This window comes from Trichocoleus sp. AS-A1 (genome assembly GCF_039962015.1).
Classification (GTDB): Bacteria; Cyanobacteriota; Cyanobacteriia; order Cyanobacteriales; family FACHB-T130; genus FACHB-T130.
Map to the genome: position 1 here is coordinate 114,162 of NZ_JAMPKG010000009.1, position 22,459 is coordinate 136,620.

A 22,459-nucleotide genomic window follows, 5' to 3' on the forward strand; every position below is an offset into this window, starting at 1 on the left:
AGTCTAGTTTTTAGCAAGCGATCACACGCAGTAAAAATCTACCCTTTTTTCACGACCTATCTGAAATCGTTTCTTGGAAGCCACACCTTGCAGCACTTCAGCGAACAAGGAAGGCTATCCTACTGCTTTAAAGATAATCGGCAACCCCGGAGGTACGAATCCACCGAATAGCTGAAACCAGATTCTATCCCTAAGTTAGATTAATTTCCGTCTAGGTAGTTTTGCAGCTGAGATTGCAGGCGCTGACGCGCTCTAGCAATTCTAGATTTTACCGTTCCCAGGGAGACACCTGTGATTTCGGCAATTTCTTCATAAGCCATGCCTTCGATTTCTCTCAGGACGATGGTAGTGCGAAACACCTCTGGCAGATCGGCGATCGCTTCATGCAGTTGTTCATAAAATTCCCGCGTCGTCATGTCTTCGTCGGGACTTGGATTGTCAGATGCAATTTCCCAATCCATTTCGCCGTCATCCATCAGGCGAGGTGCATCTAACGACAGCGGATGAGACACCCGTTTGCGTTTACGCAGCTCATCATAAAACAGGTTCGTGGCAATCCGGCTCAACCATCCCCGGAACTTGACTGGCTCCTGCAACCGCTTAATATTGCGGTAAACCCGAATCCAGACTTCTTGAGCTAAATCTGCCCGATCCTGCCAATCTGGAGCCAGATGGTACAAAATCTTATCGACATGAGACTGATACCGGCGCAAAAGTTCGGCAAAGGCAGCGCGGTCAGGACGCAGCCCCGCCTGACAATGCAGAATTAGATCGTAGTTTGACAGTTTTTCAGGTTGCACCGGCGCTTGAGAAACCGTTGCTTCAGCTGTTGACCAGGATACAGGAATCGATTGAGTCATGGATGGATATAGGGGTTAAAACATCCTAACCCTCCAAGACGCTGCCACTTTGACAATGGTTCCCGCTTGCGGCGGAATGCTCAATGGCGTTCTACACCAATGTAGCGAATCGAAGGATCAACGTCGGGAGTTATTCATATAAATACGAACTTGTGACACTCCATCCGGAAAACCAGAGCTTTCCAGGCAGAGGGGCAAGGGCGATTTAGGAGAAAGTCATTTCTAGTCGGAGTTACAGGCGAATATAATTACACCCAGGATTGCAGAAGATGAGGAAAATATCATTCCAACGCTACTGCCCCCAGCGCTTTCAGGGTCGCTTTCTGCGCGTCTGTTAAACCTGTAACGCCAGTAATATTCATACCTTCGTAGGGTCTTTCACTTCTCAAGGTGTTCACGCACTCGCCTGTCGCTACATCCCAAAGCTTAATCATTTCATCTTGCCCAGCACTCGCGAGTATTTGTCCATCTGGACTGAAGACAACTGACCAAACTCCATTGGTATGTCCCTGGAAAGCTTTCAGGCATTCACCGCTACTAACATCCCACAACTGCACAGTGCGATCGCCACTGCCAGTCGCCAAAGTCTTTGCTTCCGGATTAAAAGCAACTGACCAAACCCAGTTGGTAGACACCTGTAAGGTTTGGAGACATTCACCGCTACTGACATCCCACAACCTGACAGTGCGATCGCTACTACTCGCCAAAATTTGATTATCTGGACTAAACGCGACTGAACAGTACCCAATTGGGAGATCCCTGTAAGGTTTGGAGACATTCACCGCTACTAACATCCCACAACCGCACAGTGCGATCGCAGCTAGCACTTGCTAGAATCTTACCCCCAGGACTATAGGCAACCGACAACACCCAGTTGGTATCGGCATATTTTCAGGCAATTACCGTCCGAAACATCCCACAATCTCACGGTATAATCCCCACTGCCACTCGCTAGAATCTTACTCCCAGGTCAATAGGCAACAGACCGCACTCGATTTGTATACCCCCACAAAGTTCTCAAAGCTTGACCCGTGTGGACATCCCATAGCTTTATCGTTCGGTCGTCACTGCCACTCGCCAAGGTGCGACCATCGGGACTAAAGGCAAGTGCCCAAACCTGACTCGCGTGCCCTTGCAAAGTTCTGACACAGCGCCCCGTACTGACATCCCATAACTTTACAGTGCAGTCATCACTGCCACTGGCTAGCTGTATAGCTAACTTGCTGCGAGCTTATTCTTTACCTTTGGTAGTAGACTTCTTACCTACTCTTTCTGGTTGTTTATTCAACCACAATCGGTCTTGCCTGTATGTGGATAGCTAACTTTCTGCAAGCTTATTCTTTACTTTTATCAGTAGACTTCTTACCTAAACCAGGTTAAAACTGTTGTCAAGCAACGACCAGCGTAACAGTTTCAGGCACAAAAGGTCGCCAGGAAACCACTTGTAGGAACGCGATCGTATCTTTTGTACAGTATAAGAGCGAGAAAAATGCAATCGCCTCCAACACAAAATTTACAAGTTCAAACAGGTAGCTTAAACATAATACCTTATACTTTTACAGAGGTTTTAAAAATGACACAAACTAATAAGTTAGACAATCAACAGCTAGAAGCAACTTCCATCAAACAAAACGAAGAAAAAATTTCAACGCAGAAAGGAAACCGTTTCTGGCAATTCTTTTTAAAAAATTTTGAAACTGGTGCAAATCAACAACCAACTCTCTTGGGACATCTCTTGCTCACAAGTAGCTTGCTAATGCTAATTGGCATTGGTTACTTTTCAATCCAATGGTCTGCGAGTAAAAAGGCAAATGAATGGCTGGGAGCTACACAGAATTTTACTCCACTTAGTGAAGGAATAAAAAATGCTTCAGAAGATGAAAAAACGAGGCTAAAGCAGCAATTTGAAGAAATTCAGGCACGAAGTCATCGATACGCGACTATTATGACTTTTTTCTACCAGCAATACTACGTCTCAATTTCCTTGACATCGGCTTCAGCTTTAGTTGCAGGAATTTGTTTGTTCTTTATTAGTAAAAAGGGCTGGGATAGAGTCAATAATGCTGTGATTAACGTCTTTATTGTCGCCTCTGGTTCTGTAATATTTTTTGGCGATTTACCGGGAATTTTTAGGCAAAATGAAAATAGTACGACAAGCCGGGATTTATATATCGCACACGTCTCTCTAAGAAATAAGGTACTCAGCTATTTAGCAACTGGTGCAACAGTTGGTGCAGAACCGGAAAAGCCGAATGAGTTTAGTCGCCCAGAAACCAGTCGGTTTATTCTTTATGTTGACCAAAAATTAGCAGAATTGAATCAAGTACCGATTGGCTTCGATCCTACAGGAATCGGAGATGTAGAACGGAAGTCAAGATTCGGTCTTCCTGAAAAGCCTCAATCTGGGAATAAACAGCAAAATTATGGTGTTTGAGTAAGATATTGCTTACTCAAAGACTACTGTGCGATTCCCGTATACCAGCACGCGATTTCGCAAATGCGATCGCACCGCTCTCGCTAATACCACTCGCTCTAAATCTTTGCCTTTGCGAATCAAATCGTCAACCTCATCTCGGTGGCTGACTCGCACTACATCTTGCTCAATAATGGGGCCTGCATCCAAGTCGGCGGTGACATAGTGAGCCGTTGCACCGATAATTTTGACGCCGCGTTCGTAGGCTTTGTGATAGGGATTAGCTCCTACAAATGCAGGTAAGAATGAGTGATGAATATTAATAATTTGCGGAAATTGACTAATAAAATCAGGGCTGACGATTTGCATATATTTTGCCAGCACAAGTAAATCAATGTTGTATTGCCGCAGTAATTCTAATTGTTTGGCTTCCTGCTGTGATTTTGTTTCTTTGGTAATCGGAATGTGATGATAGTCGATGTCAAATTGAGCGGCTACATCTTGTAAATCGGGATGGTTGCTGATAATTAGTGGAATTTCGGCGGAGAATTCTTTTGCTCTATGACGCCAAATTAGGTCAAAGAGACAATGATCTTGTTTGCTTACCCAGATGGCAATACGGGGTACTGTGTCGGAAAAGTGCAGCTGCCAGTTGGCTTGTAAAGGTTGCGCGATCGCGTTAAATGCTGGGCCAATCAACTCACGCGGTAGATTAAAATCTTCTAACTGCCACTCAATTCGGGTGAGAAATAACCCAGCCGCAAAATCGGTGTGCTGATCGGCATGAATAATATTACCGCCATTAGCGTAGATAAAATTAGCAATTTTTGCCACCAATCCTCGTCGATCGGGGCAGGAAACTAGCAGCGTTGCGGTGGGGCTGTTCATGGTGAGGGAGAGGGGCTAGGCTGAGGTGACTTTTCGGTTTTTAAAGTCTCAGTTTTACTATTTTTTGGTGAAGGAGAGGGGCTGGGCTGAGGTGACTTAGCGGGTATTGCTTTGTCTGGTTTTTTGTCTAAAGTATCTTTCTGACTTGCTGGGGAAGGAGAAGGACTCGGCTTATCTGACTTAGACGGTGTTGCTTTTTCAGCAGGCTGGTTTTTAGTAGTTTTTGGAGAGGGGGAGGGACTAGGTTTATTTGACTGAGAGGGTGTTGCTTTGTCTGAATTTTTGCCGGAAGTATCTTTCTTAATTTCCGGGGAAGGAGAAGGACTCGGCTGAGGTGACTGAGAGGGTGTTGCTTTGTCTGAATTTTTGCCGGAAGTATCTTTTTTACTTGCTGGAGAAGAAGACGGACTCGGCTGAGGTGACTGAGAGGGTGTTGCTTTGTCAGAGGTTTTATCCGGACTATTTTTTTGAACCGCTTCCTTGGCTTTCCATTCTGACAGAGGACGTTTTACACCATACTCAAAGTCTATCGGGACTAAAAGCACCTCTAGCTGCTGAGGGGTCTGTGCAGGGGGGTCAACTTGAGCATACAAGAAACTACTATTGAAGTTAGGCTTACCCAAAATTATCTGATGAGTTTGCTGATTATTTAGCCTTACTTCTACCGTCGCTTGGGGTTTGTCGAGTCCATATTCTTGTAGCTGGTTAGGGAAGATGGAGAGGGTGCGATCGCTCTTGCCATCTACCAGTAAATTTAGCAGGTATGAAACAGATGGATCGCTGGCTGGGACGTCGCTGGGCGATTTCATCTGCCATTGAGAAATACTCGTCTTGTCCACAGCTTCCTGCGTGACTCGCTCAAACTTCAACGTTTGTTCCTGACTTTTAACTGTCAAAGCCTGTATCTGGTCTTTTTCAAAAGAAAAGATTTCCTTTTGTTTTGCCTGTGCTGCTTCTCGCTGGGGGGCACCTTTAATTTCATAAAAATAAACGAATCCCCCCAAACTCAGCGCCAATAGTATCAGAATCCAAGTTGTTCGTTTTAGCTTCATAATCAACACGCGAGTTGATTTTAGATTAAATCCAAAATCTGAAATTACTAACGTCTGAACCACCAAACCAGTCCGGCTGTAAGGAACCCGATTAAGGGCATAATCAACACAGCTATCCAACCCACTAGATTGGCTTGGTCTTGGGACAAGTTGATGCGACGGTCTTTTACTTCTTTGGGACGGATGGATAAAAGTTGCTCATCCTGTTTGCTTAACCAGCTGACGGAGTTGAGAAAGACATCTCCATTTAGTTGCTGCTCAAATAAACCATCGCTAGCAAAATCAGAATTACCGAGGACAACTAGACGGGATTCTGCTGGTTTTTGGTCAGCATTTGCCGTCTTTGCCGGTGAGTTGGTTGGGCTTGGGGACGCGCTAGGGCTAGCAGTTGCGGTTGGGCTGGGAGAAGCTGATGTCGTCGCCGTTGGAGTTGGGGACGCGCTAGGGCTAGCAGTTGCGGTTGGGCTGGGAGAAGCTGATGTCGTCGCCGTTGGAGTTGGGGACGGGCTGGGGCTAGCAGTTGCGGTTGGGCTGGGAGAAGCTGATGTCGTCGCTGTTGGGCTTGGGGACGCACTGGGGGTGGGGCTAGCGGTTGCTCCTGGAGTCGCCCCTGGAGTTGCTGTTGGAGTTGGGGATGGTGCAGACACACTTTGGGGAGGATAGACGCGACTTAGGGCGACGCCGAGAATTAAAGGCCCTTGGCGATCGCTTTCGGGATCAAACTGCAAGCGATCGCTTTCGGGATTGCTTTCAGCCCAACTCTGGTCATTTGTCACCAGCAAAGGCGTCGCCTGGATACCGGCGATGGGAGTGACTTCAATCGGTCGTGCAAACGGGTAGAAAGAACGACCATCCTGAAAATCTTTCGTAATCGGATGTTGACCGTAGCGCGTAACCATAATCACCGCTGGACTCAGTCCCGCCTGACCGCCGGACAAGTCAATGGCAAGACGATTATCCAGCCTCACGCCCCAATCTTTGAGCAAGTTATCCAGACCGGGATTGGTATTCCGGTCTACCATCACCAGTAGCCTACCGCCGCGCTTCAGGTAATCGCTCAAAGCGGTGATTTCAGCCGCAAACAGCGCCCGTTTGGGGCCAGCAATGACGATGAGGTCAGCATCTTGGGGGATTCCTGGAGTTTTCGCCAAATCTAGGGGTTGAGTGGTGTAGCTTTTCTCTCCCAGGCTAGTCACCGCCTGAGAGATGCTTCCTTGCGCCGCTTGTAAGGGCCGTTCGCCGTGACCTTGGAGGAAGTAAACCTTGCCAACGCGATCGCTCGTAATTTGGGCGATCGCATTCGTCACCACTGTTTCTGAAAGGCTCTCCCCGCGCTGCGGATTCACTGTCTGGATGAGCTTTCGTCGTCCCTCCGATTCCAGATAAACTTCCCCTAGAGATTTTAGGTTAAACCTTTGAGCCAGTCCGGGTCGCAGTTGCGGATCGACAAATTCAAAACTAAATTGAGAGCCATATCGTCGGTAATTTTCCAGCAATTGTTGGTCTTGAGGATTCGGATTTTCTTCAAATACCCACAACTTGACTGGCTGCGATAAATTTTGCACTAATTGCTGCGACTGGGGGGCAAGGGTAAATAGCTGATTTTCCGTTAAATCCACTCGCACAACACGGCGAACACCCAGAAAATTAATCAGCCCCAAAATCACCAAAACCGCCAGCGTTGCTGCTAGAGCATTGGTTCCCGCCTGAGTTGACCGGCGTCCCCAAAAGCCATTTGGCGAACCGCCCAAAGATAGCAGCCATAACCCAATAATTACAATTCCAGCAACGATTAAACCTACGGGCACAGAACCCCAGCTACTGGATACCAATCCAGCGACTAGACCCGTAATTGTTAGAACTGGGCCAAGCAAAAAGAGATATTTTAAATACTTCCAATTAATGGTTTTCATGTTGGCTAATCAGTAATTGGTAATTGGTAATTGCTGCCAATAGATTTTAGGTAAGTGTTTAGCTTAGGTAACAGTTCATCAATGATAGGTTTGCGGGTGTCGATCTGTTCAATCGAGATGCAGGAAACCTCGAAGGCGGTCTTTGTAGGCGCAAGCCCCACCCTTTTAGGTGTGGGCTACTTGCATCTCACGCATTCGGTCTTCTCATCGCAACCACTCCATTCGCGATTCGCCATTCGTAAATTTAAGAACGCTGATAGCGCAAGGCATCGATAGATTGAGCAGTCAGAAACACGCCTAAGAGAATGTAGCTTGCAAACATAATCAAACTGCTGGTATCAACCACACCTTGTACTAGGGTGTTGTAATGTTTGACTAAAGATAAATGATTCCATGCCTCTCCTAACACGCCGCCGGTCAGTTTCGCTAAAAGCTCGATCAGCGAGAAGCATAAAATTAGCACAAAGGTAAGAATTGCTGCCAAAATTGTGCTTTCGGTGAGGGAAGAAATAAACATTCCCAAGCTAAGAATCGCGGCGGCAACCAAGATTAATGCTGCATGACCCAATAGCGGCACCGCCGGGGGTAGGGGTGGGCTTGATGCATTAAAAGCGATCGCTTCGTATGCCAGTAACGGCAGCACCATTGTGATAAAAAATGTCACTACCCCCAACAATTTACCCACCGCCACCGCCCAGTTGGTGACTGGCGAAGTGGCTAATAGCTCTAAAGTCCCTCGCTTGCGTTCCTCGGAATACAGCCCCATTGAGAGAATGGGCAGAATAAATAACGATAAAAAGAACATTGCCCCAAGAAAGCTTTGGAGGGTGTTATAGGCGACATCGATGGGGGGAACGGGTGCGCCGATTTGCTGCCCTTGAAAATAAATATCCAAAGCGCGATCGCTCTCACTTTGCAATGCAGTGAGGAAGAATAATCCCGCTAAAAACCAGAAAGCACCCGCGACGATATATGCTAGCGGCGAAGCAAAATAGCCCTGCAATTCCTTGCGATAAATCGCCAAAATATTACTAATAATTACGCCCATTTATTCAACTCCTCCAGATTGCTCATCTGTGGCAACGATGGCAGTAGCTTCTGCTGGCGAGGGAGGGGATGTCCCATTGCCATCGGTTTCATCCGTATCCATATCGACGACCTTTTCTTGGGTTGTCAGTTCGATAAACACGTCCTCAAGACTAGCGCGAGTGCGTCGCATTTCATACAATGCCACCCCCGCCCCAATTAAAACCGCAGCAATATCACGCGCCGGTTCTGTACCCGGTTCTGATACTACACGGATAAGAGTGCGATTGCGCGGTAATTCCTGGCTGGGGATGGATTCGACAAAACGAACTCCGGGCAAAACTAAGAGCATATGTTGCACAGCTTCTACATCCCCGTCGATTTCCAACTCATAGCCCGATCCGCCCGCTAGCTGTGCGACTAGATTTTCCGGGCTATTCGTTGCCACAAGCCGACCGCGATTGATAATTGCTACTCGGCTGCAAGTCATACTAACTTCCGGCAAAATATGGGTAGAGAGAATGATTGTGTGGCTACCGGCAAGGCTTTTAATTAAGTTGCGAACCTCGATAATTTGCCGAGGGTCGAGACCAACCGTGGGTTCATCTAAGATAATCGCAGGTGGGTCGTGGACGATCGCTTGGGCAATGCCAACCCGTTGGCGAAAGCCTTTTGAAAGCTTGTGGATGAGTACCTTGCGCTTTTCGGTGAGGTTGCAGCGTTCCATTGCTGAATTTACTTGGGATTTGCGATCGCGTCCGGGAACCCCCTTCAGCCGCGCCACAAAATGCAAAAATCCCTCCACGCTCATGTCAGGATACAAAGGTGGCGTCTCCGGTAAATATCCAATCCGCCGCCGTACCGCCATTAAATCTTCATGCACATCGTACCCAGCAATCCGGGCAGTCCCGCTGGAAGCGGGTAGATATCCCGCCAAAATCCGCATGGTTGTCGTTTTTCCGGCACCATTCGGCCCCAAAAAGCCCAAAATTTCCCCAGGTTCCACATTAAAGGTGACATCCTGAATGGCTGGGGTCGCGCCATAGATTTTGCTTAAATTTTCAACTTCGATCATTATGGGTCATCGGTCATTGGTCATTGGTTATTGGTCATTGGTCAAAAGCAAACAACTAAGGACAAATGACAAAGGACTAAATTCAAAACTCTTTACTTTATGGGTCAACCAATGCTTTATGTCAACCCAGCAACTGGCAAAGATAACAGTGTCGGGAACTCATCTGCCCCACTGAAGACGCTGACTCGTGCCCTGAAGCAGGCTCAAGCCGGAACTTCGATTCAGTTGGCATCTGGGATTTACAATGCGGCAGGGGGAGAAGTATTTCCTCTGGTAATCCCGGCTGGGGTAACGGTGGTAGGGAATGAATCCAGCAAAGGCAAGGGAATTCAAATCGAAGGCAGTGGGGAATATATTAGCCCAAGCTTTGGCTCCCAAAATATTACCCTGCGGCTGGAAACGGATGCCCAACTGCGGGGAGTCTCAGTGACGAATCGGGGGGCAAAGGGGACAGGGGTTTGGATAGAATCAACATCGCCAAGGCTGGCGAATAATACCTTTACCAGTTGCAGTCGCGATGGCGTCTTTGTCACGGGTACTGCGAAACCGGCAATTTTAGATAATGTATTTACCCAAAATGCCTCCACAGGTCTTTCTCTCGTCCGCAATGCCAAGGGGGAAGTGCGTCGGAATGTGGCAGAGAGAACGGGTTACGGAATTTTGATTGGAGATCAAGCGGCTCCCCTAATTACCGATAATAAGATTTTTGCGAATCGGGCGGGGATTTTTCTGTCTCGTGACGCGACCCCAGTGCTGCGTCGCAATTTCATTGAGAAAAATACACAAGCGGGGCTAATTATCAATGATGGGGCAAAACCACAGCTAGGGAGCCGTCAAGAGCCAGCGGGTAATATTTTGCGGGATAACGGGGAAGTCGATCTGCAAAATCTGACGCGATTCGCGGTCGTCTCAGCGGGAAATCAGCTGAATCCAGTGCGGGTGCAGGGAACGGTGGAATTTGTGGCGGCGACGGTTGCCGCTACTTTTACAATGGGACCCGCCCAGTTTAGCGATGTTGCCGGTTATTGGGCGGAAGCGTTTATTCAGGCGCTAGTGGCGAAAAATCTGATGAGTGGCTTTCCGGATGGGACGTTTCAGCCAGAAGCGGCAATGACTCGCGCCCAATATGCCGCAGCGATCGCGAAAACCTTTAACTTGCCGCCACGACCGGGAAATCAGAGCAGTTTCAAGGATATTCCAGCAGATTTTTGGGCGGCGGGGGCGATCGCGAAGGCGGCATCGATGGGTTTTATCTCTGGGTTTCCAGATAACACATTTCGACCGGGGCAAAATCTAACGCGGGTACAGGCGATCGCATCTTTAGTCAGTGGTTTGGCACTTACGGGGGGCAATTCTAGCGTCTTGGGAGTTTATGGCGATCGCGCTCAAATTCCCAGCTACGCCACAGATGCCGTCGCTGTTGCCACCACGAGGCGCATGGTGGTGAATTATCCCCAAGTTCAACAACTCGAACCGATGCGAGACATTACCCGCGCCGAAGTTGCCGCACTCATCTATCAGGCATTAGTCACCACTGGGGAAGTCAAGGCGATCGCTTCTCCCTATATTGTCAATCCGGAAGTGAATCCCGACTCCTCCCTTCCCAGCTTCAGCGACATTCAGGGACACTGGGCAGAGAATTCTATTCGAGGATTGGCAAATCAAAACCTGCTGGGTGGCTTTGCCGATGGCACTTTCAAGCCAGACGATCGACTCAATCGGGCGGGATTCGCGGCTTTATTAGTTAAAGCCTTTAACCCCACTTCCAAACGCCCAGCCATTCAGTTTACCGATATCCCCCCGACTTTCTGGGCGCAGGCGGTGATTCAACAAGCTTATAGCGGTGGCTTCATTACCGGATTTCCCGACCAAACCTTCCGCCCTCAGCAGCCGGTTCTGAGAGTCCAGCTGATTGTCTCTCTGGTGAGTGGATTGGGCTTTGCCTCTGGGGATGAAAAACTCTTAGACAAGTACGAAGATCGCGCAGCGATTCCCGCCTATGCCCGCCCTGCTGTTGCTGCTGCTACACAAAGAGGTATCATTGTGAACCACCCGGCACCCGCACAACTCAACCCAAATCGAGAAGCCACACGAGCCGAGGCAGCTGCTATGGTTTATCAGGCATTAGTTGCCGCTGGGCGATTGCCTGCTTCCTAGGGGCTTTCGCCTTCGGACAAAAAATCTTGGGCGATCGCAATAAATATATCGCCCGTAGGCAAATGCCCTTTTTGTCCAATACTTCTCCTGAACGAGTGCTGAGAGTGCAAGATATAAATATCACCACTGACTAATGACCGATGACAGCTAAACGCTAATCTGCGATTAATATTATTTCTGGTCTGCCAAGTTAACTTCTGATGACAGAGTCAACACAAGACTCAGCTACTGCCTACGCAACAACGCTGCTTCTTTACTATTGTTTTGAACTGATTAGGGGTTACACGGCTGAGGAATTGGTAGCCCATTGGGTTCGCGACTTTGGTGCCGACTGGGTGCCTCTAGCCGTGATTGAGGCGCTTTATCAGGGACGTTACAAAGCGATTTCTGTCGAGCAAATCTTAAATTTCTGGTCTCGGCGCGGTCAAGCCCTGTATCACTTTAACTATGATTTTGAGCGCTTAGTTTGCCGCAATTTTCCCCAAAATTTGACGGAAGCAGCCGATCCGCTACCAGCAACCTTAGCGTCTAACCCTGAGCCAAGTTTAGAACGAGTCAAGGCGAAAGACGCGATAAATCCAGTTTATGCATCCTCAACGGAAGCATCTGTGGGCGTCAGTGACGAGGCGATCGCGATCGCCCACTCAATTGCGATCGCCCAGACGCCGTCCCCAGAGGAGGCTGCTGCTTCCGTCCTGTCAGAACCGACAAACACGGACAACCCTAGGGACGTTGCCAATTCAGAAGACGCCAACGCCAGCCTTGCGCTGCGTTCTAACCACAAAAATTATCAAGCAAATTGGTCGCGCTGGGATGTCAGCAAGCGACCAATACACCAATTCATCCCAACGGCAGATGATTCTGAGTTTTACCAAAAACTCAAAGCCGTTGCCCAGAGTGATGAAGAGACTTAAGCCCTTGAAAACGGAAAATTAAAAATGAACAATCCTCATTTTTAATTTTTAAGTGTTGGCGACGGTGTCAGCAGCTTTTTCTTGTGGCTTTGCGACGCCCATGCGAATTTCCGAGCAAAAAGAAGCCATTGAGAAGCCGCCAAATCGCTTTAAAATGCTGGCTCGTAGCCGCAAGTTTTCGCTAGCAAACCAGATGCGTTCTTCCGAGTACATCGTTTCATACTCGGTAATCAGCGTGAATGAATTATCGCTACCGATGACATAGCGACCGGCGACCGATGCTTTTTCGGCATAGCCCATGTCGCGCAGCAACTGACCTTCATTCGGCTTCTCTGGATCGGGAATCGGAACGAGAACGCTAGAACCCGCGTGCTTTTCTTGATCCCACTCCATCGTGCCATCCCAGCTAACGCGAGCGCCTCCCCAAGCTAAGCCTGGGTCAACTTCGTACTGTTCGCAGAGCTTGATCACTTCCGGATCTTCTGCCGAGAGCATCTCGATCTTGATGTCTGACTTGCCACTTTCTGCTTGCTTGAAAGCCAGATGGTGACTAGTCCGCTGGGAAAACCATTTGCCTGCACTCAGCTGGAAAAACTCTTGAATATCCATGAATCAAACTCTTCTGGACTAATAATTTTTAACATCACTTTCAATATCTTAGATTGACCAGTCGCTAGAGAGAGTGATAACCGCTGACCTCTACTTTATAAAAGGTTAAAGAGTTTTCGGATGAGTAAACCTGCATCATGTCTAGAATTCATGGCACTCCCAGCGATGACTACATTGAAGCTACCCAGTGCGACGATGTTATTTTTGGGTATGCTGGCGACGATACCCTGGTTGGCAAGTCAGGCAACGATATCATCCACGGTGGGCAAGGAAATGACCTGATTCAAGGGGGAGAGGACGAGGATTCCCTGTATGGCGAAGGTGGGGATGACTTTTTACTGGGGGGTTCGGAGCGCGATCGCTTATTCGGAGGCAACGGCGACGATGTCTTGGTTGGCGGCGAAGGGGACGATCGCTTAGATGGCGGTCCCGGCAATGATGTCTATATTTACGCTCCCGGCGATGGTTTTGACACCATTGAGGATGAGTCGGGAATTGATATCCTGCGATTAGACGAAATCTTCTCGAATGAGATTACGGTTGATTTCGTCATCGGTGGTTGGCTTTGCGTATCTTATCAGGGTCAGCCCATCGTCAAGATGCGCGGTGTGGAGCATATTCAGGTAGAAGATGGCTTGTTTTCCGTCGCTCACTGGCTGTAAGCAATTAAAAATGTTCCCATTAAAAATTAAAAATGGAGAATCCCCCATTTTTAATTTCTAATTTTTAATTGTTTTCAGATAGCCGCTTCAGGGAGATGGTGGCAGCGGTAGCAACGTGGGGATGACGGTCTTTTTCCAGGTAATTGAGCGCGGAGATACTCTTGGCGCTGGGCAAGTGTCCTAGGGCTTCGGCAAGCCGCTGACGGACAAGCCAATCCTCAGCTTGGGCAAAGCGGAGAATTTGATCGACGGCTCCTACTGCTTTAATTTCACCGAGTGCCGCGATCGCTGCCTGTTGCAACACGACTTCTTCGCTATCTAATGCCCGAACCAGTACGTCGAAAGCGCGGGGATCTTTTAAATTGCCCAAACTAACGGCGGCGCTGAAACGCACCAGCCAATCGGTATCTTCGTAGAACGCCCGCACCAAGGGTTCAAATCCTCTGATATCGCACAGGTAACCTAAGGCACCAGCGGCGTCGGCGCGAATCCCGTAGTCGGGGTCAGTTTCTAGCAATTTCACGAGAATCGGAAAGCATTCTTCGGTCGGTTTAAGACCCAGTGCAAACACCGCCATTGAGCGAATTTGCAGGTTTTCGTCGTCTAAAACCTTTTTGATCAGGGGTACAGCGTCATCTGCCGATACTTCACGCAAAGAGGCAAGCGCCAACATGCGATCGCGTGAATTCGGACTTTCTAGCTGGGCACCAATATTTTCTAAGCTGGGATGAGTCATAAAATCCTAAGCTCTTTAATAAATCTTAACATAATTGAGCGAGTTATCTCAGGAAGTGGTGGAGAGATGGTAGGAATTGTCATCGTATCGCATAGTCAAAAGCTGGCAGAGGGAGTGCAAGCGTTAGTGCAGCAAATGGTTCAAGGTGCCGTGTCGCTGGCTCTAGCCGCAGGAATTGACGATCCGGAAAATCCCTTTGGTACGGATGTAATGCAGGTTTATCAAGCGATTGAGTCGGTTTACAGTGAGGATGGCGTCCTCATCTTGATGGATTTGGGGAGTGCTGTACTGAGTGCGGAAATGGCATTGGAGTTTCTGCCAGAAGAACGGCGGCATCCGGTGAGACTCTGTGAGGCACCGCTGGTAGAGGGAGCGATCGCCGCAGCGGTAACAGCAGCATCCGGTGCAAATATTGAGCAAGTCATCCGCGAAGCACGAGGAGCATTAGCAGCGAAAGCCTCCCAGTTATCCGGTATTAATCCTTCGGAGTCCGCCGGGGCATTGGTCAGTGCCCCAATAAGTGCCCAAAGTCAGGTAATCCATCTCACCGTCCGAAATCAGATGGGTTTGCACGCCCGTCCGGCTGCCAAATTTGTTGCTACCGCTTCCCAGTTTCAATCTGAGATTACGTTACAAAACATCACATCTAGCAGCGGATCGGTCAATGCTAAAAGCATCAATCAAGTCGTTACGCTGGTCATCCGCCAAGGGAATGAGATAGCGATCGCAGCCTCTGGAGCGGATGCCCAAGCCGCCTTAGCAGCCTTGCAACAGTTAGTAGAAGCCAACTTCGGGGAATCAGTCGCGGAGGTTCGGGGTGGGGAAACCCCGCTTCCGGAGCAACCCCAATTCCCTATTTCCAATTCTCAGTTTTCTGGGATTCCTGCCTCTGCGGGTATTGCCATCGGCAATATTGCGATCTATCAACCCACCGTTCTCAACGTACAACAGCAAGCAGACAATCCCGAAGCGGAATGGCAACAGTTACAGACAGCAATCGAGCAAACTCGTCATCAGATTCAAACCCTCCGCCACCAAATATCTGCTTCGGCGGGAGAAGCACAAGCGGCGATTTTTGATGCTCATTTGCTTTGCTTAGAAGATCCCTTTGTAATCGATCGCACGCGCCAGCTGATTTTCGATCGGAATTTTAGTGCCGCCGCAGCTTGGAAGACTGTCATCGATGAGACAGTTGCAGCTTACGAAACGTTGCCAGACTCGTACTTACAAGCACGCGCCGCTGATGTCTTTGACGTGGGACAGCGAGTGATGCGATCGCTTACAGGTACAGCACCCGCTTCTATAAATTTGCCAGAACCAGGGATTTTGGTTGCAACTGACTTGACTCCTTCGGAAACGGCACAATTAGATCCCGGCAAAGTTTTGGGAATTTGTACGGTTGCTGGCGGTGCGACTTCTCACAGTGGAATTTTAGCGCGATCGCTCGGCATTCCGGCGGTTGTAGGCGTGGGTGCTGAGTTGCTGCGCTTGCAGAATGGCACTCTCATCGCCTTGGATGGGGAAACTGGCGAGGTGTGGGTGCAACCAGACGACACGCAGTTGCAAGAATTACAAGCAAAACGCAATCGCCAGCAGGCGCAACAACAAGCCTTACAAGCTGCTGCACAGCAACCCGCTATCACCCACGATGGACATCAAATTAAGGTGATGGCAAATATTTTGACAATACAAGAGGCCAAAATTGCTGTAAATACGGGTGCAGAAGGGGTGGGATTGCTGCGGAGTGAATTTTTGTATTTCGATCGAGTCAGCATCCCGACTGAGGAAGAACAACGAGAAGCGTATGAAGCGATCGCATCCATCCTATCCCCCCATCCCCTGATTATTCGCACTCTCGATATTGGCGGGGACAAACCCCTCCCCTACCTAAACTTGCCACCAGAAGCCAATCCCTTCCTAGGATGGCGGGGAATTCGCTATTTACTGGATTCCCCAGATTTACTGAAAACTCAGCTACGGGCAATTTTACGCGCCAGTCACAAACACCCTATTAAGGTCATGTTTCCGATGGTGGCATCCGTGAGAGAAATCCGCGCCGCCGAAGAGATTTTAGCCGCCGCTAAGACAGAATTGCGCTCTTTGGGGATGAGTTTTGATGAAGCAATGGAAGTCGGAATCATGGTGGAAGTGCCAGCAGCGGTGACAATGGCTGACAAACTAGCCGCAGAGGTAGATTTTTTTAGTATTGGCACCAATGATTTAAGTCAGTATGTCATGGCAAGCGATCGCACAAATCCCAAAGTGGCTACTCTGGCTGATGCTTTTGAACCAGCAGTGCTGCGAATGATTCAGCAAACTGTTACCGCTGCTCATCATGCTGGGATTTGGGTGGGAGTGTGCGGCGAATTAGCTTCATCAGAGTTAGCGACACCTATTTTAGTCGGATTGGGCGTTGATGAATTCAGTATGAACTCCCCAGCCATTTCTACAGTAAAAGCAGCAATTTCAAAGTTGAGGATGGATGAAGCGGAAGCGATCGCATCTGCTGTCTTGCAGCTAGATTCAGCCAAAGAAGTCAGAGAATATATTGCAGGTCAGTTGAAAACATAAAGTGTTGTCAGAGGAGTAACGGTGGCTCGTAAACGCTTAATTATCGAGATGGGGATGGGAATCGATCAGCACGGACAGGAACCGACTGTCGCCGCAGCCAGAGCTGTCAGGAATGCGATCGCCCACAATGCTCTACCGGGTGTCTGGGAAGTTGCAGGTTTAAGCGACCCCGACCAAATGATTGTTGAAGTACAGGTGGCAGTGCCTTACCCAGAGCAAGTACGAGAAGCGGAGGTGTTAGCTGTATTACCTTTTGGGCGCAAAACTCTCACTGTTGAGTCTGGCGGAATGGTCGTTCAAGGTCGAGCAATTGCCTCACTCAATGATAAGAATGACGAAATGCTCATCGCGGTTGCGGCTGTTACCGTTTTGGTGGAAACCGATTAGTTGCGTAGGAAGTGGAAGCGTTTGCCACGCTTCGTTTTGGAAGCCTGCGTCCCGATATTAGATAGATTCGTATCGGCTAATTTATTAAAGTAACTTGCTGAGTTCTCTTTGAAAGCGATCGCCATTTAAACCTAGAACTACTCAACTTCGGAGGATCTCCCATGAAACGAATTGCGATTATTGGTGCTGGCCAAGCGGGTCTTTACTTAGGCATTAGTCTGGTGGATGCAGGCTATGCAGTGACTCTATTTAGCGATCGCACGCCAGAAGCTATCCTCAATGGCAAAATCATGGCAATGCCATTGTTGTTTCCAGATGCGCTACAACTTGAGCGTGACCTGGGACTCAATTTCTGGGATGAGCAGTTTCTGGGTTGCGACCAATTTCATAACAACCTGTGCGACCCACAGGGCAATGTTGCCTTAGTTGTCTCCTCCACTCTAGAAAAGCCCTGGCGAGGTGTGGATCAACGCCTCAAAATATCCGTTTGGATGCAGGAGTTTGTCCGCAGAGGCGGCGAATTAGTTGTTCAGGCAATGACGTTACAGGACTTAGAGGAGTCTGCTCAAAACTACGATCTGGTCGTGGTATCTGCTGGTCGTGGCTCCTTCTCGACCTTGTTTGAGCGGGACGAGCAAAAATCCCAATACGACCAGCCAAAGCGCCATTTAGCTGGCGGAATTTACACCGGACTGAAGGGAGATCCGATGAAGGGACGCACCTTTCAGGTCAGTAATATACCCGGCGCTGGAGAGATGCTCCAGTTTCCGTTTTATACCAACAGCAAAGATTCCGCTTACACTGTTGCCTTTGAAGCCTACCCTGGTGGAGCAATGGATCGGTTTTGCCAGGTGCAATCCGGTCAAGAATTAGTGGAACTCAGCAAACAAGTCATCCAAGAATTGACCCCGTGGAACTACGAAACAGTCAAGGATATGGAATTGATCGACGAGCAAGCATGGGTTCGTGGGGCAATTACACCGACTGTGCGTAAGCCGATTGGTCGTTTGCCATCAGGTGCAACGGTGATGGGGATTGGCGATACAGTGATTTTGCACGATCCCGTTGGAGCGCAGGGAGCGAATAACGCGACGAAGATGGCACATCTGGTCGCGCAACGGATTGTCGAACATGGCAACCAACGCTTTGATGAGTCATGGATGCAGGAAGTCTTCGATGAATTCTGGCAATATTGTCAGCATGGGCACGCCTTAACGGATTGCTTGTTGACGCCTCCAGCTCATCTGCAAGAGATTGCGATCGCAATGGCTCAAAATCCAGAAGTTGCCAGGGATTACTTGAATGGCATCAACAATCCACCCAATCTGTCTCCGTGGTTTTTCGATCCTGAAGAAAGTAAAAAATATTTAGCTAAGAAGACGTTGCTGAATTCGATAGAACCGGAAGAGCGACCAGTAGCGCCGATCGCTGGGTAGCGCTGAGGTAAACAGCTAGCGACTAGCGCCACAAGTTCTAATAATGCAGCAATACTGAGAGCGGAAGCGTTCATTAACCGCTTCCGCTTACCTGGCTTGCACCTAAAAAACCTCACCCTCAGCCTCCGCATCTGGAGTCCTCAACTTCTGGCTCAACATCATGGTCAGGTAAGCTGATTTCCACGTCGCGCAACACGCGGAAGCCATACCCACCCAAACCAATCAGCAATAAGCTGATGGAAGTGATGACATACAAAAGCGCCATCCCTGCACCCGATCCCGTGCCGAATAGCCTGCCGAGGATGGGTGCAAGAACACCTCCTGGCATCATCGCTGGTTCAAAAACGTGGTCGGCAAGTGGCCCAGCGATTAATAGAGCGATCGCGCTAACAACTTGCTTAATTGCCGATCGGGCAGCGAAAACCCGTCCTTGCACATCCGGTCTTACCTTGCTGAGCAAGATTGCTGTGTTGGAACTGCTCAATAAGGGAAAATTCAGCGATGAGCAGAACTGAGCAGGAAGCCAAATCATTGGCATCTGACCCAACCCAAAGACGGTTTTACTCAGACCCGCCCCCACCATTGCCAGTAAAAAGCCGTGGATGCGCCGCTTAGAACCGCCCCAGGCACTCAAAAGAAACGCTCCCGTTACCCCACCGAATCCGGCTGCTGAACCGATGCTGCCTAAGACCCTGGCATCATTTCCCGTGCGTGCCAAAATCATCGGTGCATACAAGGCAGCGCCCAGATCGTGGGCAAACCAGAACAAGGACGCCGCGACTACAATGGCGAGCAGACCGGGACGCACCAGAATATACTGGAAGCCGAAGATAATCGGCTGGAAGATCCCTTTATCGTGAGAGGATGTCTCGCTACTTGTGGGTTGGGGGATATGTATCTTGAGAACGGTGCCGATCGCGATCGCAAATGTGACGATATCGATGAGCGAGATCCCAGCAAATCCAATCGTGTAGTAAAGTACACCCGCCAGCGCGGGAGCAATAATAATCGAACTGTAATGAATCGCAGAATCCAGACTGGTAGCACGGGTGTAATGTTGTTTAGGGACCAGCATTGCAATCGATACTGAATACGCCAGCGCTTGAATTTCGCTAAAAGCACCGCTAACCGCGCCACTCACATAAAGATGCCAGATTTGCAAATGGTTGGTCAGGTACAGCCAAAGAATTACCAGGGTACACAAAGCTGTCACTGTGTCGCCAATCATCATCAGGAATTTGCGGTTCCAGCGGTCTACAATTAGCCCAGCAATGGGTGTAATTAAGATACTCGGCACCAGGGTAAAGAAACCCACTAAAGCAAGTGCCGTCGCCTGACCAGTCAGTTCCCACATCCAGATTTGGATGGCAAAACTGGTCATATAGCTACCGATCGTTGAGACTAGCTGACCGATCCAAATGATGAAGAAGGTTCGCATATTAGTTTTGTTAAGGCGGTTTCCATCCGAGTAGAATATCCCTCCCATTGGTGAATGTAGTGTTTTATCGATTGTGGGCGGTTTTGGATGAATCTTGATTAGGGATTAAACTATTGAGTCAAAGCTGCAACTTTAGGGAATTCCTTGCCCTTGCTTGATTTCTCTGTTACCAAATATTTAAACAAGTCATCGAGAACTCGATTGGCTCCGATAATGCCCCAACTGCTAATCCAGGCATCGCTATTGACTTGGTATACCTTACCTTGTTTAACCGCATTCAATTGGAACCAAAGAGGATGATTTGTAAATTGGTTTAACTTAGATTCCTTACCTTCTCCGAGTACTAAGAAAATCGCATCACCTTCCATTTTGGGAATTAGCTCTAATGAGAGATTTTCCGAGTTTTTATCTTTATTCTGCGCTGATGGACGAAGCATACCGATATCATTGAGAATGAGTCCACTGAAGGAGCGCTTCATGTAAATGCGGACTTGATCTGCCCAAAAATTAACCACAGATACCTGGATTTGCGAGAAGCGATCGCCCATTTGCTCTTTAAACGTTTCGACGCGCTGATTATAATTCCTTAAAAGCTTTTCGGCTTCTGGCGTCTTACCCAGCGCTTCGGCAAATGTTCTCAGCCACTCTTTCCAGGTAATACTCCCTTCAACAAAAACTGTCGGGGCAATTTGTGATAGCTTCTCATAGATTTCTTCATCCCAAGACCAACCCAAAATCAAGTCTGGCTTCAAGAACAAAATTTTCTCCAGGCTTGGTTGCCCATTTATGCCAAGTTTTGTAATTCCTTCGGTTTGATTTCGGAGATAGGAGAGAAACTCCCCATCTCCTAAGGTTGTGGCACCTACAGGCTTGATACCTAAAGCTAAGACGTTCTCCAAGTTTCCCAGCACAATTACCCGCTGCGGATTAACGGGAACCTTTGTTTCTCCCATTGCGTGCTTGACTACTCGTACAGCTTGAGAAGGCAAGTTTAGAGAAACATTAATACTGTTATTTGCCCCATTCTTTTTGGCATTAGTCCCACAGGCAGAAACGATACAAATTGTTAAAAGTGTTATTAACAACAGTCGGATATTACGCTGACTATAGTTAGTATTTGAATTCCAAATTGTATAACAGCGGAAAATAAAATACTGAAAATAAATAGCGACTTTGTTTAAAAAATGGGCTATTTGTTTGATTGAAAACATATTAATTTTAAAAAATATTTGACCACCAAGACGTTAAGAACACAAATCAAGAAAAAGATGATTTGACAATCGAAATATAACCTCTATGTCTTAAAAGAATATTTTTAGCAATTTATCTATTAATACGAAACGCTTACCAGGTTTTTCGTAATATATTGGTTAAATTCATACAATTCTTTGCTGTCACATTCTCCTTTTAAATGAAGAGTTTTATGTTTATCTTCAATAATGTCGGCTCTATAGACACTCAGAACTCCATTCGGAGTTTTAAAAGTTATTTCAACTTGATTAAAACTTTCATCCTCGCTCTGCTCAATTATTTGATAGGCAACCTGATAGTTAAACCAATCCCAGCCATATTTGAGGATGAGTTCTTTTTCTAAGATTTGAGCTGCCCAAGGTAAAAGTCCCCAACCACGATAGACATTGTTCAAGCACTGAATGTCACCCGTTCGGGTCAGAATGGCGGCAAATGATTCTTGATTGAGTCTGCCATAGTATCTTCCCTCTGGAAAATCAATCGCAGTAGGGGCAAAGCGATGACCGCCAATGTGACTGGCTTGCCAAACGCGGACTCGATCGAGTGATAAGTTAGAGACAGCAGCTAAAGCAGCTTTGTAAAAAGGATTTCCATACTTAGCGCAACATTTATCATGGCTACCGTGAGTGCATACTAAAATATCTCTGGTTTGAATATCTATCGCCTCCTGTTCTGGAGTGTTTCCTGTTAAACAGTCTTTCAGTAAAGAAGCTACATCATTGATATCTGAAATCAGAAATTCTTGCTTGGTGTAACCTACTGAAAGTCCGGTGTTTGCTCGGAAAATTATCAGTCGCTTGTTGCGATCGCGCTTAGTTTGGTCGCTATGAATCAATACAACCCGAACAGAAAGTTCCTCTGTATCAATTTCCTCCTTCAAGGCTTTTAAATTAGCCGGGAGGAATTTTGAATCAAGGGGATCGGGTGTCCAAGGCGGTGGACACTCAATCAGTACATAGATTTTGTGATTCGTTGCACACCCGATAATCTGTTCTCCAGCTTGGCGTGACTCTTCGGCGCAAAAGAATCCATTCATCGCTTGATTACTTGCGGTGTAACAATTTGTTTGCT

Annotated in this window: 21 protein-coding genes; 7 read left to right on the forward strand and 14 right to left on the reverse strand. The window is 48.0% G+C overall.

Going from position 1 to position 22,459, the window contains the following annotated elements:
• Positions 1-200: 200 nt before the first annotated feature.
• The 4 genes from NC994_RS09345 to NC994_RS09360 all read right to left on the reverse strand — a co-directional run bounded on the left by NC994_RS09345 (position 201) and on the right by NC994_RS09360 (position 1,998).
• On the reverse strand, positions 201-860 hold the full coding sequence (locus NC994_RS09345; RefSeq protein WP_190432034.1) for a sigma-70 family RNA polymerase sigma factor: 660 nt from the start codon (positions 858-860) through the stop codon (positions 201-203).
• A gap of 281 nt (positions 861-1,141) precedes the next feature.
• The gene (locus NC994_RS09350; RefSeq protein ID WP_348225580.1) at positions 1,142-1,654 is read right to left on the reverse strand and encodes a WD40 repeat domain-containing protein; all 513 of its coding nucleotides are present in this window, start codon (positions 1,652-1,654) and stop codon (positions 1,142-1,144) included.
• Positions 1,584-1,730, reverse strand: a complete 147-nt coding sequence (locus tag NC994_RS09355) for a hypothetical protein (protein WP_199299414.1) — start codon at positions 1,728-1,730, stop codon at positions 1,584-1,586. The genes NC994_RS09350 and NC994_RS09355 overlap by 71 nt, the downstream gene beginning before the upstream one ends.
• 100 nt (positions 1,731-1,830) lie before the next feature.
• Positions 1,831-1,998 (reverse strand): hypothetical protein, encoded by a 168-nt coding sequence (locus NC994_RS09360; protein WP_199299415.1) that lies wholly within the window; start codon positions 1,996-1,998, stop codon positions 1,831-1,833.
• A gap of 351 nt (positions 1,999-2,349) precedes the next feature.
• On the opposite strand from NC994_RS09360, the gene NC994_RS09365 reads away from it, so the two are divergent.
• Positions 2,350-3,294 (forward strand): hypothetical protein, encoded by a 945-nt coding sequence (locus NC994_RS09365; protein ID WP_190432036.1) that lies wholly within the window; start codon positions 2,350-2,352, stop codon positions 3,292-3,294.
• Positions 3,295-3,306: 12 nt separating this feature from the next.
• On the opposite strand, the gene purU is transcribed toward NC994_RS09365, so the two are convergent.
• From purU to NC994_RS09390, 5 genes are all read right to left on the reverse strand, one after another.
• Positions 3,307-4,161, reverse strand: coding sequence for a formyltetrahydrofolate deformylase (gene purU / locus NC994_RS09370; RefSeq protein WP_190432052.1), 855 nt, complete (start codon positions 4,159-4,161; stop codon positions 3,307-3,309).
• The gene (locus NC994_RS09375; RefSeq protein WP_347275928.1) at positions 4,158-5,276 is read right to left on the reverse strand and encodes a DUF4340 domain-containing protein; all 1,119 of its coding nucleotides are present in this window, start codon (positions 5,274-5,276) and stop codon (positions 4,158-4,160) included. The genes purU and NC994_RS09375 overlap by 4 nt, the downstream gene beginning before the upstream one ends.
• Positions 5,261-7,126: a Gldg family protein gene (locus NC994_RS09380; protein ID WP_190432055.1), complete on the reverse strand. Its 1,866-nt coding sequence runs from the start codon at positions 7,124-7,126 to the stop codon at positions 5,261-5,263. Before NC994_RS09380 ends, NC994_RS09375 begins: the two co-directional genes overlap by 16 nt.
• A 244-nt stretch (positions 7,127-7,370) precedes the next feature.
• The gene (locus tag NC994_RS09385; RefSeq protein ID WP_190432058.1) at positions 7,371-8,174 is read right to left on the reverse strand and encodes an ABC transporter permease; all 804 of its coding nucleotides are present in this window, start codon (positions 8,172-8,174) and stop codon (positions 7,371-7,373) included.
• Positions 8,175-9,227 (reverse strand): ABC transporter ATP-binding protein, encoded by a 1,053-nt coding sequence (locus NC994_RS09390; protein ID WP_190432061.1) that lies wholly within the window; start codon positions 9,225-9,227, stop codon positions 8,175-8,177.
• A gap of 99 nt (positions 9,228-9,326) precedes the next feature.
• Between NC994_RS09390 and NC994_RS09395 the strand changes: the two genes are divergently transcribed.
• Together NC994_RS09395 and NC994_RS09400 are read left to right on the forward strand one after the other, a co-directional pair.
• Positions 9,327-11,384, forward strand: a complete 2,058-nt coding sequence (locus tag NC994_RS09395) for an S-layer homology domain-containing protein (RefSeq protein WP_190432062.1) — start codon at positions 9,327-9,329, stop codon at positions 11,382-11,384.
• A gap of 200 nt (positions 11,385-11,584) precedes the next feature.
• A complete protein-coding gene (locus tag NC994_RS09400; protein WP_190432064.1) occupies positions 11,585-12,298 on the forward strand; it encodes a hypothetical protein in 714 nt (237 codons plus the stop codon).
• Positions 12,299-12,346: 48 nt separating this feature from the next.
• Here NC994_RS09400 and NC994_RS09405 read toward each other — a convergent pair whose 3' ends face one another.
• Positions 12,347-12,907 carry a phycobiliprotein lyase gene (locus NC994_RS09405; RefSeq protein WP_190432067.1) on the reverse strand — a complete coding sequence of 187 codons (561 nt, stop codon included), beginning with the start codon at positions 12,905-12,907 and terminating at the stop codon, positions 12,347-12,349.
• 137 nt (positions 12,908-13,044) lie between these two features.
• Between NC994_RS09405 and NC994_RS09410 the strand changes: the two genes are divergently transcribed.
• Entirely contained in the window at positions 13,045-13,569 is a 525-nt protein-coding gene (locus NC994_RS09410) for a hypothetical protein (protein ID WP_190415007.1), read from the forward strand.
• A 64-nt stretch (positions 13,570-13,633) separates the two neighbouring features.
• Here NC994_RS09410 and NC994_RS09415 read toward each other — a convergent pair whose 3' ends face one another.
• Positions 13,634-14,305, reverse strand: coding sequence for a HEAT repeat domain-containing protein (locus NC994_RS09415; RefSeq protein WP_190415008.1), 672 nt, complete (start codon positions 14,303-14,305; stop codon positions 13,634-13,636).
• Between the two features lie 66 nt (positions 14,306-14,371).
• Here NC994_RS09415 and ptsP point away from each other — a divergent pair, with 66 nt between their 5' ends.
• The 3 genes from ptsP (at position 14,372) to NC994_RS09430 (ending at position 18,699) form a co-directional block, all read left to right on the forward strand.
• On the forward strand, positions 14,372-16,876 hold the full coding sequence (gene ptsP, locus NC994_RS09420) for a phosphoenolpyruvate--protein phosphotransferase (protein ID WP_190432070.1): 2,505 nt from the start codon (positions 14,372-14,374) through the stop codon (positions 16,874-16,876).
• A 21-nt stretch (positions 16,877-16,897) separates the two neighbouring features.
• On the forward strand, positions 16,898-17,263 hold the full coding sequence (locus NC994_RS09425) for a Lin0512 family protein (RefSeq protein WP_190432074.1): 366 nt from the start codon (positions 16,898-16,900) through the stop codon (positions 17,261-17,263).
• A 161-nt stretch (positions 17,264-17,424) separates the two neighbouring features.
• Positions 17,425-18,699, forward strand: coding sequence for a styrene monooxygenase/indole monooxygenase family protein (locus NC994_RS09430; protein WP_190432079.1), 1,275 nt, complete (start codon positions 17,425-17,427; stop codon positions 18,697-18,699).
• 118 nt (positions 18,700-18,817) lie between these two features.
• On the opposite strand, the gene NC994_RS09435 is transcribed toward NC994_RS09430, so the two are convergent.
• The 3 genes from NC994_RS09435 to NC994_RS09445 all read right to left on the reverse strand — a co-directional run bounded on the left by NC994_RS09435 (position 18,818) and on the right by NC994_RS09445 (position 22,424).
• On the reverse strand, positions 18,818-20,137 hold the full coding sequence (locus NC994_RS09435; RefSeq protein ID WP_190432084.1) for an MFS transporter: 1,320 nt from the start codon (positions 20,135-20,137) through the stop codon (positions 18,818-18,820).
• 110 nt (positions 20,138-20,247) lie between these two features.
• Complete coding sequence (locus NC994_RS09440) at positions 20,248-21,090, reverse strand: iron-siderophore ABC transporter substrate-binding protein (RefSeq protein WP_199299416.1); 843 nt, start codon at positions 21,088-21,090, stop codon at positions 20,248-20,250.
• Between the two features lie 377 nt (positions 21,091-21,467).
• Positions 21,468-22,424 carry a sucrase ferredoxin gene (locus NC994_RS09445; protein ID WP_190432089.1) on the reverse strand — a complete coding sequence of 319 codons (957 nt, stop codon included), beginning with the start codon at positions 22,422-22,424 and terminating at the stop codon, positions 21,468-21,470.
• Positions 22,425-22,459 lie beyond the last annotated feature (35 nt).

Bases quoted from the DNA above. Each gene is read 5' to 3' on its own strand.
- NC994_RS09345 (WP_190432034.1), bottom strand. From the start codon at position 860: ATGACTCAATCGATTCCTGTATCCTGGTCAACAGCTGAAGCAACGGTT.
- NC994_RS09350 (WP_348225580.1), bottom strand. From the start codon at position 1,654: ATGTTAGTAGCGGTGAATGTCTCCAAACCTTACAGGGATCTCCCAATT.
- NC994_RS09365 (WP_190432036.1), top strand. From the start codon at position 2,350: ATGCAATCGCCTCCAACACAAAATTTACAAGTTCAAACAGGTAGCTTA.
- purU (WP_190432052.1), bottom strand. From the start codon at position 4,161: ATGAACAGCCCCACCGCAACGCTGCTAGTTTCCTGCCCCGATCGACGA.
- NC994_RS09380 (WP_190432055.1), bottom strand. From the start codon at position 7,126: ATGAAAACCATTAATTGGAAGTATTTAAAATATCTCTTTTTGCTTGGC.
- NC994_RS09385 (WP_190432058.1), bottom strand. From the start codon at position 8,174: ATGGGCGTAATTATTAGTAATATTTTGGCGATTTATCGCAAGGAATTG.
- NC994_RS09390 (WP_190432061.1), bottom strand. From the start codon at position 9,227: ATGATCGAAGTTGAAAATTTAAGCAAAATCTATGGCGCGACCCCAGCC.
- NC994_RS09395 (WP_190432062.1), top strand. From the start codon at position 9,327: ATGGGTCAACCAATGCTTTATGTCAACCCAGCAACTGGCAAAGATAAC.
- NC994_RS09400 (WP_190432064.1), top strand. From the start codon at position 11,585: ATGACAGAGTCAACACAAGACTCAGCTACTGCCTACGCAACAACGCTG.
- NC994_RS09405 (WP_190432067.1), bottom strand. From the start codon at position 12,907: ATGGATATTCAAGAGTTTTTCCAGCTGAGTGCAGGCAAATGGTTTTCC.
- NC994_RS09410 (WP_190415007.1), top strand. From the start codon at position 13,045: ATGTCTAGAATTCATGGCACTCCCAGCGATGACTACATTGAAGCTACC.
- NC994_RS09415 (WP_190415008.1), bottom strand. From the start codon at position 14,305: ATGACTCATCCCAGCTTAGAAAATATTGGTGCCCAGCTAGAAAGTCCG.
- ptsP (WP_190432070.1), top strand. From the start codon at position 14,372: ATGGTAGGAATTGTCATCGTATCGCATAGTCAAAAGCTGGCAGAGGGA.
- NC994_RS09430 (WP_190432079.1), top strand. From the start codon at position 17,425: ATGAAACGAATTGCGATTATTGGTGCTGGCCAAGCGGGTCTTTACTTA.
- NC994_RS09435 (WP_190432084.1), bottom strand. From the start codon at position 20,137: ATGCGAACCTTCTTCATCATTTGGATCGGTCAGCTAGTCTCAACGATC.
- NC994_RS09440 (WP_199299416.1), bottom strand. From the start codon at position 21,090: ATGGGAGAAACAAAGGTTCCCGTTAATCCGCAGCGGGTAATTGTGCTG.
- NC994_RS09445 (WP_190432089.1), bottom strand. From the start codon at position 22,424: ATGAATGGATTCTTTTGCGCCGAAGAGTCACGCCAAGCTGGAGAACAG.